Here is a 12,588-nt window from a genome sequence, read left to right as displayed (position 1 = left end):
GCTTATGATGCTCGCCGATAACCCGCAGTGCGAAACACACAGTGCGAAACATAATCGCGAAACCAAACCGTGACAGTAGAATCGTGACAGCACGACGACTCCGAACGATCATTACCTGAACACTTCCCGAAACGCAAAGAATTCTGATGACACGATCCGTCCAAGACGAATTTGATGTGCGCCAATCACAACTGATGACGCGTCGGTCGCTGCTCGCCACTTCTTCCGCCGGGATCGGCGCGATCGCGTTGGAGCGATTGCTCGCCGCCGAATCCAATCCCAGCATCAGCGAGACGGGGAATCCAGTTGGTGGATCGGCGCTGCCGCATTTCGCACCGAAGGCCAAGCGGGTGATCTATCTGTTTCAGTCGGGCGGGCCGAGCCACGTCGATCTTTTTGATCATAAGGACGAGCTGGTTCAACGACACGGGACCAACCTTCCCGATTCGGTTCGCGGGGACCAAAGGCTGACCGGGATGACGTCGTCACAGAAAAGCTTTCCCGTCGTGAAGCCTCTGTGGGGAGGCAAGCGATGTGGCGATCGCGGCACCTGGATCGGTAACACGTTGCCGTATACCCAAACGATCGCCGACGACATCAGCATCGTGCGATCGATGTGGACCGAGGCGATCAACCACGATCCGGCGGTGACGTACATCAACACCGGTTCCCAGCAGATGGGGCATGCGTCGATGGGCGCTTGGCTCAGCTATGGACTCGGATCGGAAAACGAAGACTTCCCCGCGTACATGGTGCTCTTGAGTCAGGGCAGTGGCAAGAATCCGGGGCAGCCGTTGTTCTCGCGGCTTTGGGGCAGCGGTTATCTGCCGTCCAGCCATCAAGGCGTGATGCTGCGTCCCGGAGTGAACCCAGTGCTGTATCTCAAAAACCCAAACGGCGTCACGCGCGAGTCACGGCGCAACCTGCTCGATGCCCTCGGTCAACTCAACCAAATGCAATGGAATGATGCGGGCGATCCGGAGACGCTCGCCAGGATCGAAGCGTATGAAATGGCGTATCGGATGCAAACTTCCGTACCCGACCTGACGGACGTTTCGGACGAACCCGAGTCCACCTTTGAACTCTACGGTGAAGATTCACGTCGGCCAGGAAGCTTCGCCGCGAACTGCCTGCTCGCGCGTCGCATGGCGCAGCGGGGTGTGCGATTTATCCAGTTGTTTCATCGCGGTTGGGACCAACACGTGTCTCTCAAGAACCAACTGCCGCGACAATGCAAAGACGTCGACCAAGCATCGGCGGCGTTGATCAAAGATCTCAAACGCTTGGGAATGCTCGACGACACGCTGGTGATTTGGGGAGGCGAATTCGGCCGCACCGTATACAGTCAAGGCGAGCTGGGCAGTCCTACCTCCGGCCGCGATCATCACGGTCGCTGTTTTACAACTTGGATGGCGGGCGGTGGAGTCAACGTCGGCACGGACTACGGCGTCACCGACGAGTTCTCCTACAACATCGTCGAGAACCCCGTGCATATTCGCGATCTCAACGCCACTATCTTGCATCTTCTAGGAATCGACCACGAACGATTCACGTTCAAGTTCCGCGGGCTCAGCCAACGCCTCACCGGAGTCGAACAAGCCCACGTCATCAAAGACCTCGTCAGCTAAACCCGATTGCCCTCGCACACATTGAACAGATGCAGTGATTGTAAGACGAGTTTCAGAATGTGACCGAACGCTCCGTGGTCGGTACCCTGTTGCTCCCGCACCTAGTCAGAACTCCGACCGCGGAGCGTTCGGCCACATGCGATCTCACGTTGACCAAATTCCTGTGTAATCGCGGGTTCGCTCGGTTGTTCGACACGACCGTGGCTCTGTAACGAGCTCATCTCTTCTCTTCACCAGCAATCAAGAAAGCTCGCGAACTTACTGTCCACCGATTCCATCGCCCTGTCGAACGCTTACCATGGCACGAATCAATAATGGATTCGCACGAGACGAATCGCATCAGTTCGGGACTTCCGTCTCTATCGATTGCTTCAGGGAGCCAAATTTCTATTGTTCTTTAAACGATTCAGAAGGCGTTCACGATTACCCGCGCCGGCTTCACGCATCGACTTGGATTCATTCGCCAGTACAAAGCAAACGATCATCGACGCCGAAAAGAGAAAGCTGAGCTACCAGGACGTTTGCCAGTGGTGGAGTTCAGCGAGTGGGGAAATCGGAGGCGACTATCCTCAGGTCTTGCTGGACCATGACTTCGTGCTCCGGCTCATCTTATTGTTCTTGAGTGATCGCAAACCCAAACATTGCCTCGATCTGGGCGCGGGGTCTGGAAGGATGGCGAAGATACTCCTGGACCATTTTCCTGATCTTCACGTCACACTCGTCGATCTCTCAGCGAACCTCCTCAGGGAGGCTCAATCCGAACTTCAGTGCTATTCAAAACAAACTGAATGCGTTCAAGCGGATTTCTTCTCCGCCGAGTTCCAACCGGAACCAGAACGGTACGACTGCGTCGTATCTGCATTGGCATTGCATCACGGACAGGGTGCGGCGATGTACCGAGACATCTATCAGATAATCGAGGCGTCTTTGGTCAAGGGCGGTGTGTTCTTGTGCTGGGATCATGTGAAGGGAGCGGACATGGACCTGGAAACCATCAACTTTGAAATGTGGAAAAATCACATCGCCGAAGCCGGAGTAAAGGGTGATCTCTTGGAGCGGATGACAGCCTCGCTCGTGCAAGACAATCCGCTTACCAGTTTCGAATATCTGAACTTGTTGTCAGCGTGCAACTTCTCGGCAGTTGACATCCTATGGAAGAAGGGAAACATGATTCTGTACGTCGCGATCAAATGATCGCCCCGTCGATCAAGATTCGTTTGCATGCCAGCGATAGGAGAAGCGGCATGACGTCAAACGCCCTCCACGACGCAGCGGCGTAGCACTCTCGCTTCGTTATGAAGGTCGTATTCACCCGCCCGATGCAGTACGCTGGTGTTGTCCCAGATCAGCAGATCTCCCTTGGCCCAGCGATGCGTGTAAATCACGCGTGAATCAATTTCAATCGAGTTGATTTGTTGCATCAGCTTGATTCCTAAGGGGAGGAACTTTCCTCGTACCCGCCAAGCGTGATCACCGATAAATAGAGCAGGCCGTCCCGTTTCGGTGTGGTGACGAACGATCGGGTGGAAAACACCGCCATCCTGCCAACGCCGTTTGATCGTCGAGAACCACCATTTTAATTGAGATGTTAACGACGCACCGCGATGTTTCGCGAGCGACCACTGCCAAGGCAAGCGACCATTTCGTCTGGCTCGACGAAATTCAATGTGGTGCTCCGCTTCATGTTTCGCCAATTGACCCTTCATTTCATCGTCGAGTGATTCGTAGATCTGATAGAGGCTCGCGAACATCGTGTGCCCTGAATCGCACGGCACTTGCAATGCATTGAGGATCGTCGCCTTCGACGGAACATGCGTATGACTGCCATCGACATGCCAGCGAGTCGAATGGGGATCTGGGTGTGATCCAACAAATCTTCCTTGTCGATCAACGTTGCTGAGATACTGGACGAATTCGTTGTCGCTTGAGTAGTGATCGATCTGCCACATTTTTCGACACGGACCTAACGATCGTGTGAGCCGCACCTGTTGCTCTTCATCCAGCAACTGGTTACGAAACAGCAGGACTTGGTGATCCAACAGGAAACGCTTCAGAAAAGGCTGCATCGACTCCAGTGGCATCTGCGCCAAATCCACTCCAGTGATCTCAACTCCGAATTCAGAAGTCAACTTAGTACAGTGGACTGGCGTCGGATGACCGGCAATAGGTTGAGCGACTGATTGAGCGTAATCGATGGACATGCTGACCCTTGGTCATGACAAGCATTGGTGATGCACCAAATGCTGATCATGCGGTTTACCTAATGTTTGTGACTAATCTGTTTTTGAAAGATCGATGGAATCAAGCCTGACGCGATTCGTGAAACAACCTTGTACAGTCGGAGTTTTTCCGAAAGTGGCATGGTCGCCATGTGGATCTCTCGGACGCATGCCAACAATGCAGCCAGTTGGTGACGTGGGCTGAAATTCCAAGCTCGAGAGACACTCCGTTTCATGTAGTGTTTTTCAACGAGAAGCTCAGGGATTCGAACCGCCTCGCCGAGCAACAACATGTGAACGAGCCAAGGCCAATCCGCAGAGAACTCACCGGCTAGGTTTCTTCTCATGCCGCCAACCTTTTCGGCTACTTCGGCTCGAAATATGCCGCGGTTGGGTGCCCACCAATGGTCCACTCGATAGAGCATCTGAGTGGCACGATCGACACGGGAGGCGATCCCATCGATTTCCGTACAACTGCCCGTGATCCGTTCCCCATCTTGGCAAAACGTGACCATGTCCGAGTAAGCCACCACCGCCTTCGCATTAGACTCTAACGCCGCAACACAACGCTCCACATAATTCGGAAGGAGCACGTCGTCGTGAAAGGCAAACATCAGATAATCGGCATCCGCCTCCTTCAGGAGAACATTGGCATTGCCGAGCCACCCCAGGTTTTTCGGCTGCTGAATTAACGTGAATTGATTGCCCGGCTTCACGTAGCTGTTGCAGATTTCGACGGTCCTGTCCGTTGATGCGTCGTCCGAGATTAAAACCCTGAGATTCGGATGCGTCTGTGCTTCGAGTGAATCAAGCGTCCTCGCAATGAACTTTTCGGCATTCCACGCAGGCACTAAGGCGAGGACTCTCGGTGTCGCTTCTTCCTGGTTCATTGCAGGACACTGCGTGCTGATGCCGGTTTACTTGCATGAGACAAGACACGTTCCGCGGCCTGCATTGCGAACAAAGGAGCCGTCGTCAGCTTTCCAGGATCGACGCTGTGGTAGCCGTCCACACTGGAAACGCCGACCTGCGTTCGGTCGTGCAAGCCGCTATCGGGATCATCAACATCCGTGTTTCCGTATGCCACGATCGCGCCAGCATCCAGTTGATAGGGAGTGCAACTGGCGATGCCCGGATACCAACCCTTGATGCCATCGATGATCTGATCTGCCAGTGACGGTTCTTGCAACAGTCGGTCGCCTTGGCACGCATCCGACCATTGAGATGGTGGCGTCAATCGATCGTTCCAGCCTTGCATTCCGACGGGATACCATGACAGATACGCGGTGCCATTGGGACGCATGACGACGTCTCCATATCGCCCCAAAACCATGGTGGTCGAAGGGGCGTTGCGTAGTCGGTCGGGGCAGCGAGCGAGCACGCGGTACTTGAGCCGATACAGCCATCCTGGTGGCGGCTTCAGGCCGAGCGTTGCGTCCAGCATCAGCCGACTTTCCCAGGTCGCATTGACAACCTGTTCGCAATGATGCGACCAACTCGATCCCGTTGACTCACCGGAGAGAACGAATCCGTTTTCCTGGGCATCTATTTCGTGAACACAGTGGTGAGCGTAGAACTCAATGTTCTCGTGTGCTGCGATGGCTTGCGTGATCTGATCGGCAAGTTGATCGGTATCGATCGCCAATTCGTTCGTTTCAAACGCGGCCGACAAGCCGCTGGGATTGAGTCGTTTGTCGAGTTTCTCAAGTGGGATGCGTCGAGCAAGCGAAGTGGGGCGGGTGCCGAGGTAGGACAGACTCGGGTCTTCGGTGGTCTGCTCTCGATAAGATTGCTCTACCTTTTCATAGTGCGCCTGCAACTGCTCGGGAGTCAGTATCGAATCGCCGGCAACCAAATAGACAAAGGGAGAGGATGTCTCGAGTGAATCAACACGGTCACCGATCCAGCGAGACAATAGAGGGTAGAAAGTGAGGCCTCCACGAAGTTGGAGCTCGGCGGTCGCGAATGTCGGATCCACCGCATAGATCAACCCTAAATGGATTTTTCCTTCGTTACGTCGACTTGCTCGATTCATCGGTGTCGGATCGCGATCCAACAAAGCGACTTTGAGACCCTGACGTGCCAGTTCGAGTGCAGTGCAAGATCCTGCTAGGCCAGCACCAATGACAACGACGTCGCGACAGCCATGTTTGGATAAGGCTATCATTTCGTATTGGAATCCCTTCAAATCGATCGAATCACTCGCAATATTTGAGGTCCGTTCATCGGCCTCAATCCGCCATTGTTTCTTGTCGCACATAGAAACGCCGGCCACGTCATGCTACCGCGTTACGCCATGATCCGCCACTGAGGCGGAACCACTCTTTTTTCGGTGAGGCAAACTTGTTTCGCCATGATCGACTCTCGCCAAACGACATCGGTGCAGGAATGAAGCGTAGCCGTTCAGCGAGTCGCGTCAGGATCGCTGGTCTCGAACCAATCGGCGGTGCGATATCGTCTGTCTATCCTCGGGCGTGCGGGCATTGACTCGCGACAACCCAACGGTGTAAACCGGTCGCCAATGAATTGACTACCGAGCGTTGGAAAAGCTGTTACATGGTGGACGTCACCGTCATCATCCCCGTCTTCAATCGATGTCGCACGGTGCTCGATGCGCTCAACGGAGTTGCAGCTCAAACCATGCTTCCAGCATCCGTGATCGTTGTCGACGATGGTTCCACTGACCACTCCGCCGACGCTGTCCAAGCATGGGCAAACGAGCATGCGGGAGTTCTCCGGTGCGTCATACAGAGACGTGCGAAGAGTACTGCTGCGTTGGCTCGACAAGCGGCGTTTGAATCCGTTCCCATGACCAGCCTGGTGGCGTTCCTGGATTCTGACGATTGCTGGCCGAATGACTTTTTGCAACGGGCGTCTCACGCGCTGTCGGCGGATGAATCGTTGGTAGCCGCGTCGGCCGACCGCAGGTTTGTCAGCGAAGATGGCGAACAATTCAGCTATGACAATTGCCGATCGCTCGCGAAGGACCCGATACCCTGGATCTTTCGGCACGGAGGCGGGATCGCGTCGTGCACGGTTCTGCGATCTCACGCCGTCCAAACCGTGGGAGGATGGAATGCACGTTGCGACGACGCGGAGGATTCTTCGTTGTTCACCGACATCGCAACCCAGGGCAACTGGTGCCATTTGCCTGGCAAGCCAGTAACTTTTCGGTGGGGACTCGCGGCGTCACGAGGTGAGGCTGACAACCTAAGTCAGATTTATCCAGATCGGTTTCAGCGTTGGGCCACCAGTCACGCGACCATCTACCACTCATTGAAAGATCGCTACCCAGAACGCCGTCGTCGTCGATTGCGTCGTCATATCGCGTCCTTTTGGTTCCGCGCTGGCCAACAATGCGAAGCCGCTCGCCAAATTGAAGACGCGATCCGATGTTATGACAAGACGCTGACATGGAATCCCAACGATTGGCGGGCAAAATGGCGACGGCGAAAGCAACTTTCGATCTTGCGTCGACTCAGAAAAGAAGCACCGAAGATAAATGCGAGAGGCGGGCGTTTCGACTGATTGTGGCCGAACGCTCCGCGGTCGGAACCTTAACCTTACGACCGCGGAGCGTTCGGCCACAATCTGCGAGTTAGATGTCAGATGCCGTTGCGTGCGATTCCTAGTGGGCACTCGAGTCACCGACTGATCGTCGATGGCTTGCTTGATTCGGTGTCGCGTCGGCCGCCGAGAATGATCAGGCCGGAAACGACAATCAGAGCGGAACCCGCAATCATGGGCGTGCTCAAAGATTCGTGGAACCAGAAGATTCCCAAACCGATTCCGAACAGCAGACGGGAATATCGAAAGGGAGTCACCGCTGACACGTCACCCGTTCGCATCGCTTTCATCAAACACGCGTACGCCGAGACACCGACACACACGGCGACAGTGAGAGGCAGCAAAAGCGAAAGCTCGGGCCATGAAAATGGCTCGCCTTTCCAGATCGCGAGCATGCAGCCAGCCAAGAACACGGAAATGAACCCGTACAAACCAAGAACGGCCGTCGTCACCGTGGGCGGTGCCGCTCGACTGGCCAGATCACGTCCGGCAAAGCCAAGCATTCCTAGTACAGCCAAGATGGAAAGCATCGAAAAACTGTCACGTCCTGGCCCGACGACAACGATCACTCCGGCGAGCCCAACGAATACAGCGGACCAGCGGCGAATGCCGACGCGCTCACGAAACAGCATCGCCGCGCAAGCGACCACGACGAGAGGAGTCGCTTGCAAAATCACGGTCGTGGCCGACAAAGGAGTGAGGACAACGGCCATCGAATAGAACAGTCTGCCAGCGAATTCAAACAACATGCGATACCGCATCGAAGATGACTGCAGAGCGGGCCCCATGAGCCGGTCGCCCCTTTTCGCTGCAACGAGTGCAAAGAGCACGGCACCACCTAATCCGGAAAGCATCAGGACTTGTCCGATGGGCACATGCGCGGACGCCACCTTGATCGAAGCGTCTTCGATAGCAAACAGCCCCATCGCCGCAACCATCCAGATCGAACCGATCAAGTTGTCTCGATTGGTTGTCGCAACGGTTGGGTTCAATGAAGCGGATGACATTCGATGTTTGAGTGAACTTCTAGGTGGAACCCCCGCAATCAAATCATACGGAGTGAAAAATCGCAGGCCGTGCTCAACAAACCCCGCTTACTGAAATGTGTTCTTTCGACGGAACGGATTGAAAGCAGTGCTTCTAAAGTGAAGTCTTTCCAGCCGACCAAGGGCACCACCAGCATCGCCAGAAAGCCAACAGCGTCAGAAACAAGGTGCGTCCAAGGTTCAGTGGTTCGCCAAGAGATACCACGGCCGGAAGGACTGCGCCCAGGGTACCGATGCCGACCCAGACCGTATAAGCCGCTGCAACAAAAAGGCGTTTGAGGCTAGGTATCGTGCAGATGTTGGGTAATAGTCGCCCGAATCTACTGCAAACTGCCTCGGCACTTGTTTCATTCCGCCGTCGGCGTTCACCACCAAACGATAGATTGTGGCCGAACGCTCCGCGGTCGGTAGTTCAAGATCCCGACCGCAGAGCGTTCGGCCACATTGCAGTTGCCATTGCTCTCCTAGAGATTCCACTCGAAACCGGTTTCCTGTTCCGATAGATCCCAAAGTCGTTGCATCACCGACTTGTCATGTGCGTGGTGATGAAGCGTTCCCTTGCCGACGGGGCCGACGAATTGCATCCACCCGGTGGGCCCGTAGAGCGTCCGTTGCTCCAGACCATCTTCGGTCGCGCACATCACCTCCGGCCACGAACCTTTTTCAGCCGATTGCACCATCGGCGAAAGCGACATGAGACCAAACATCACCCGCGTCACTAGGTTGCCGCTGGTCTTGATAAGAGATGTTCTCGACGATCCCGGATGGCAGACATACACCTTTACGTGCGTTCTGTTTGCTGCGGCGAGGCGATCCTGCAACTCGTAAGCAAACATCATCTGTGCTAATTTGCTCTGCGAATATGTGCGGTTCTGGTGGTAGTTATGGTCCCAGTTCATGTCGTCGAACTGGATCGTCTTGATCCCCATGTTGTAGCCTAGACTGCTGACGACCACGATTCGTCCTTGCGTTGTTTCGATCCGCTCGAAGAGCAATCCGCAGAGCAGGAAGTGACCGTAGTGATTCGTGCCCAACATGCTTTCAAAGCCATCGACGGTTAGTTGCTGGGTGGGCACTTGTGCGATGGCGGCGTTGCAAAGGATCGCGTCAATCCGGTCAACCGACTCCAAAACCTCCGCTGCGGCCTCGCGTACGCTGGCAAGCGAGGCGAGATCCATGCGGATGAAGCTCACCTCGGCGCCGGCCCCCAACTCCTCTTTCAGGTCCGCGATGGCGGCGTGCGATTTTTCGGCCGAGCGGTTCAGCATCACCACCTTGGCTCCCTTGGCGAGCAAGGTTCTCGCTGCCTGGAATCCCGCACCGGCATTCGCGCCGGTGATGACAAATGTCTTGCCAACGAGGGAGCCGAGGCGTTCCGGAGTCCAGCCCTGCGGTCCGAATGTTGTGTCTGCCATTGGATGCTCCTTGAAAAACCCACGGAATGAATTAGGTTGCTTACCGAAAGTTGCGAAATAAGCGACCAGTGGTATCTACTTAGGCGACCACTGGTACACTGTCAACGGAGCTGCGAGAACTTCTTCTGGAAAATCCTGATGGTGCCCCCCAAAAAGAAAACGTGGAAACGAGCCCGGAAACCGGAGCAGAAGGCCGAAAGAATCGATGCGATATTGGAAGCCGCCGGCGTACGGCTTGAGGAGCATGGCTTGGACGGTACGGGACTCAATGCAATCGCCCGGCAGGCCGGATTGTCCAAGCCTAATCTCTATGTCTATTTCGAGAGCCGGGAGGCCATTTTGCTTCAGTTGCTACTCAAGGAGTCGGCAGCATGGGCAAAGTCATTCAAACGGCGACTCGACCAGACCGAGAAGGTCGGCGATGTCGACGCCGTCGCTTGCGCGTTTGCGGATTCTCTCGCCCGCCGCCGCAGGTTTTGCACTTTGTCGGCGTCTTTGGCATCCGTTTTCGAACACAATGTTGGACCGGAAACCGTGGCCCAGTTTAAACGTGAGTTTCTCTCGATCGTACAGCCCTGTGTAACGGCCTTGTCGCAGGCCCTCCCAGAGTTGAGTGACGAAGAATCCTCCCGGGCGTTGGCAATGCTGGTGATGTCCGCAACCGGAATGTGGGCTCATTGCCATCCCTCCACGTCGGTCGAACTGGTCCTCAAACAACCGGAGTTCGAGCACATCAAGTTTGACTTCAAGAAAACGGTCTCCGAGCTAGCTGCGTGTTTTCTCGGAGGCCTTCTATCAAGACCGTGATTCTTAACTGAATGTTTCCGTATGCCGTTAGCAGATGGGCAATCGATCGCCGAGCTACACGATCCCAGCGGCAAAGCGATGCACGATAACCAACGCCATGATCCGCACTCAACAAAAACCGATCGATCGTGGCCGAACGCTCCGCGGTCGGAAATCTACCAAGCAACTTCTTCAACCGACTGGCTAACGTTCCGACCGCTGAGCGTTCGGCCACATTCTGATCAAACCATAAATGCGTGAACTCCGCGAATGAACGCCACAATTGCGGTTCACACAAGGCGTCTCGCGGCATTTCAAAGAGGCATGTAGTGCCAGGGATCGTCCATGTGCTATGGATCCTCATCTGAATTCAATGAGAATCGATCCTTTCAGGCGTCACCCATACACCCCGGCTATAACGTAAGAGCCCAACCGCTTTCTCTGGACGGCCAAGCAAAAATCGCTAGCCAATTCGACTACCCGCCGTCAACAGAAACCGATCGATTGTGGCCGAACGCTCCGCGGTCGGAACCCCACCAACCAAGCCCTTGCCATCCCAAAAGCCAATCGTTCCCGAACCGGCTTAATAGCGTTCCACGACAACGCAACCGGTGCGTCAGAGTAACCATCCAATGCTCGACGCAGCGATCACACGCCCAATTACGCATGCCCGCATGGTCCGACGAGCAAGACTTACCATGGGAAACAACTCCTTCAAAACCCGATCGTTGCGTCAATACCGGTACCATCCGCTGGTCGCACCAGAAGCTATTGAGAGATGCAAACTTCCCGCCGCCATCGAAAGACAGCAGCAATCCCGATCCTGCGAAACCAGCGTTCTCCTCCAGCGCACCATCTGGCACGCTCAACAAAGAAGCGTGCACCATTTGGTTCCCTCCATGCGTCAGTTTCCGCGCGGCTCCTCGGCAGTAGCCTCAGCGGCTTTCCAAAGGTCCTTCTCACTGAGAGCTTCGGTCTGGCGGGAAGTCCCGAACCGCTTGACCAACGCCGCACCGGATAGCGTTTGGTAGACAGGGTCTGCCATTGGTCCTTGCAAAGCTTTTCGCCAATACTCGGCCGCCTTTTCGCCCTTGTTTTGTTGATCCAACTCCGCAGCCAGGAAATAGGCAAATGCGCATCGCGTCGGGCCGTTGATTGGCACCAGCTTGGTATCGATTTCATCGAGTTTTGCGGGCGTTACTTCGCCAGAGTCAATCACGTCGAGGATGTCTAACCCCACGATATCGATGTCACGAAGAGGTTCTTCCAAAGCGGCGATTGCGGATCTCATGTTTTCGGAAACTTTCTTTACCGTCTCCATGTCGCCATTGCGTTTGGAAATTTGTGCCACCATGAATGTACAGGTCAGTGTTGGCCTGACCTGAAGTGCCAATTGATAGGCATCGAGAGCGGCAGAGTCGTTCCCTTCTAAGAGATAAAAGGCCCCACGTTCGATATGTTTTTCTCGACTAGGGGATCGATCGGATGCGGCAAAGTATTTGCGAGCCAATTGTTGTGCCGGCTGGATGTCGCCACGTCCCGTGCGTGCACACCAGAAGTACCATTCGTACCCCGCGCTCGATGGATAGTTTTCGCTTCTCTGGCGTATGAATCGTTCGGAGTCTTCCCACTCAGCGAGCCCTTCGAGGACGTAACTCGCCACGTTAAGACTTGTCGAGGACCAGGACTCTGCGGCCTCCACCGCGTACGGTTTTGCCTCTGCCCATTCACCACGAACGACTAATTTCCAGGCCAGGTCTTCGCGAATTCGAGAATGCCCAAGTCCCAGATCCTCGGTTTGGAGGTAGTCTTCCAGGGTCTGTTTCCCTTTCGCAAAGTCGTCCTGGGAAATATAGAGATTTGCCAACCTTCTCGTTGCTGAGCGAGTCGGTAGCGATGCGAGCGACTTCTCGTAGCAGCGAGTCGC

Annotated in this window: 12 protein-coding genes; 4 read left to right on the top strand and 8 right to left on the bottom strand. The window is 55.0% G+C overall.

What is annotated here, in order from left to right; translation table 11 throughout:
• Positions 1 to 146: 146 nt before the first annotated feature.
• Together ACR3ZL_RS13675 and ACR3ZL_RS13670 are read left to right on the top strand one after the other, a co-directional pair.
• Positions 147 to 1,628 (top strand): DUF1501 domain-containing protein, encoded by a 1,482-nt coding sequence (locus ACR3ZL_RS13675; protein WP_473652578.1) that lies wholly within the window; start codon positions 147 to 149, stop codon positions 1,626 to 1,628.
• Positions 1,629 to 2,078: 450 nt separating this feature from the next.
• On the top strand, positions 2,079 to 2,822 hold the full coding sequence (locus tag ACR3ZL_RS13670; RefSeq protein ID WP_473652579.1) for a class I SAM-dependent methyltransferase: 744 nt from the start codon (positions 2,079 to 2,081) through the stop codon (positions 2,820 to 2,822).
• A gap of 56 nt (positions 2,823 to 2,878) precedes the next feature.
• Here ACR3ZL_RS13670 and ACR3ZL_RS13665 read toward each other — a convergent pair whose 3' ends face one another.
• From ACR3ZL_RS13665 to ACR3ZL_RS13655, 3 genes are read right to left on the bottom strand one after another with little or no spacing between them, the layout of a single operon-like run.
• A complete protein-coding gene (locus ACR3ZL_RS13665; protein WP_473652580.1) occupies positions 2,879 to 3,829 on the bottom strand; it encodes a TauD/TfdA dioxygenase family protein in 951 nt (316 codons plus the stop codon).
• A gap of 59 nt (positions 3,830 to 3,888) precedes the next feature.
• On the bottom strand, positions 3,889 to 4,737 hold the full coding sequence (locus tag ACR3ZL_RS13660) for a glycosyltransferase family 2 protein (protein WP_473652581.1): 849 nt from the start codon (positions 4,735 to 4,737) through the stop codon (positions 3,889 to 3,891).
• The gene (locus ACR3ZL_RS13655) at positions 4,734 to 6,107 is read right to left on the bottom strand and encodes an FAD-dependent oxidoreductase (RefSeq protein WP_473652582.1); all 1,374 of its coding nucleotides are present in this window, start codon (positions 6,105 to 6,107) and stop codon (positions 4,734 to 4,736) included. Before ACR3ZL_RS13655 ends, ACR3ZL_RS13660 begins: the two co-directional genes overlap by 4 nt.
• 296 nt (positions 6,108 to 6,403) lie before the next feature.
• On the opposite strand from ACR3ZL_RS13655, the gene ACR3ZL_RS13650 reads away from it, so the two are divergent.
• Entirely contained in the window at positions 6,404 to 7,375 is a 972-nt protein-coding gene (locus ACR3ZL_RS13650) for a glycosyltransferase family 2 protein (RefSeq protein WP_473652583.1), read from the top strand.
• Between the two features lie 116 nt (positions 7,376 to 7,491).
• Here ACR3ZL_RS13650 and ACR3ZL_RS13645 read toward each other — a convergent pair whose 3' ends face one another.
• The 3 genes from ACR3ZL_RS13645 to ACR3ZL_RS13635 all read right to left on the bottom strand — a co-directional run bounded on the left by ACR3ZL_RS13645 (position 7,492) and on the right by ACR3ZL_RS13635 (position 9,875).
• Positions 7,492 to 8,421 carry a DMT family transporter gene (locus tag ACR3ZL_RS13645; RefSeq protein ID WP_486173557.1) on the bottom strand — a complete coding sequence of 310 codons (930 nt, stop codon included), beginning with the start codon at positions 8,419 to 8,421 and terminating at the stop codon, positions 7,492 to 7,494.
• Between the two features lie 133 nt (positions 8,422 to 8,554).
• Entirely contained in the window at positions 8,555 to 8,749 is a 195-nt protein-coding gene (locus tag ACR3ZL_RS13640) for an SMR family transporter (RefSeq protein ID WP_486173586.1), read from the bottom strand.
• 175 nt (positions 8,750 to 8,924) lie between these two features.
• Positions 8,925 to 9,875 (bottom strand): SDR family oxidoreductase, encoded by a 951-nt coding sequence (locus ACR3ZL_RS13635; protein ID WP_473652586.1) that lies wholly within the window; start codon positions 9,873 to 9,875, stop codon positions 8,925 to 8,927.
• A gap of 138 nt (positions 9,876 to 10,013) precedes the next feature.
• Between ACR3ZL_RS13635 and ACR3ZL_RS13630 the strand changes: the two genes are divergently transcribed.
• Positions 10,014 to 10,682 (top strand): TetR/AcrR family transcriptional regulator, encoded by a 669-nt coding sequence (locus tag ACR3ZL_RS13630; RefSeq protein ID WP_473652587.1) that lies wholly within the window; start codon positions 10,014 to 10,016, stop codon positions 10,680 to 10,682.
• A 455-nt stretch (positions 10,683 to 11,137) separates the two neighbouring features.
• On the opposite strand, the gene ACR3ZL_RS13625 is transcribed toward ACR3ZL_RS13630, so the two are convergent.
• Together ACR3ZL_RS13625 and ACR3ZL_RS13620 are read right to left on the bottom strand one after the other, a co-directional pair.
• Entirely contained in the window at positions 11,138 to 11,548 is a 411-nt protein-coding gene (locus tag ACR3ZL_RS13625; protein WP_473652588.1) for a hypothetical protein, read from the bottom strand.
• A gap of 17 nt (positions 11,549 to 11,565) precedes the next feature.
• Complete coding sequence (locus tag ACR3ZL_RS13620) at positions 11,566 to 12,528, bottom strand: tetratricopeptide repeat protein (RefSeq protein ID WP_473652589.1); 963 nt, start codon at positions 12,526 to 12,528, stop codon at positions 11,566 to 11,568.
• Positions 12,529 to 12,588 lie beyond the last annotated feature (60 nt).

The sequence above is a fragment of the Rhodopirellula sp. J20-39 genome (genome assembly GCF_057365095.1).
The sequence above is the reverse complement of the archived record's forward strand: the minus strand, read 5'-3'. Positions and strand labels throughout refer to the sequence as shown.

What these genes read in the sequence shown, in the direction of transcription:
- ACR3ZL_RS13660 (WP_473652581.1), bottom strand. Translation starts at nt 4,737, where the DNA reads ATGAACCAGGAAGAAGCGACACCGAGAGTCCTCGCCTTAGTGCCTGCG.
- ACR3ZL_RS13645 (WP_486173557.1), bottom strand. Translation starts at nt 8,421, where the DNA reads ATGTCATCCGCTTCATTGAACCCAACCGTTGCGACAACCAATCGAGAC.
- ACR3ZL_RS13650 (WP_473652583.1), top strand. Translation starts at nt 6,404, where the DNA reads ATGGTGGACGTCACCGTCATCATCCCCGTCTTCAATCGATGTCGCACG.
- ACR3ZL_RS13625 (WP_473652588.1), bottom strand. Translation starts at nt 11,548, where the DNA reads ATGGTGCACGCTTCTTTGTTGAGCGTGCCAGATGGTGCGCTGGAGGAG.
- ACR3ZL_RS13630 (WP_473652587.1), top strand. Translation starts at nt 10,014, where the DNA reads ATGGTGCCCCCCAAAAAGAAAACGTGGAAACGAGCCCGGAAACCGGAG.
- ACR3ZL_RS13665 (WP_473652580.1), bottom strand. Translation starts at nt 3,829, where the DNA reads ATGTCCATCGATTACGCTCAATCAGTCGCTCAACCTATTGCCGGTCAT.
- ACR3ZL_RS13635 (WP_473652586.1), bottom strand. Translation starts at nt 9,875, where the DNA reads ATGGCAGACACAACATTCGGACCGCAGGGCTGGACTCCGGAACGCCTC.
- ACR3ZL_RS13655 (WP_473652582.1), bottom strand. Translation starts at nt 6,107, where the DNA reads ATGTGCGACAAGAAACAATGGCGGATTGAGGCCGATGAACGGACCTCA.
- ACR3ZL_RS13675 (WP_473652578.1), top strand. Translation starts at nt 147, where the DNA reads ATGACACGATCCGTCCAAGACGAATTTGATGTGCGCCAATCACAACTG.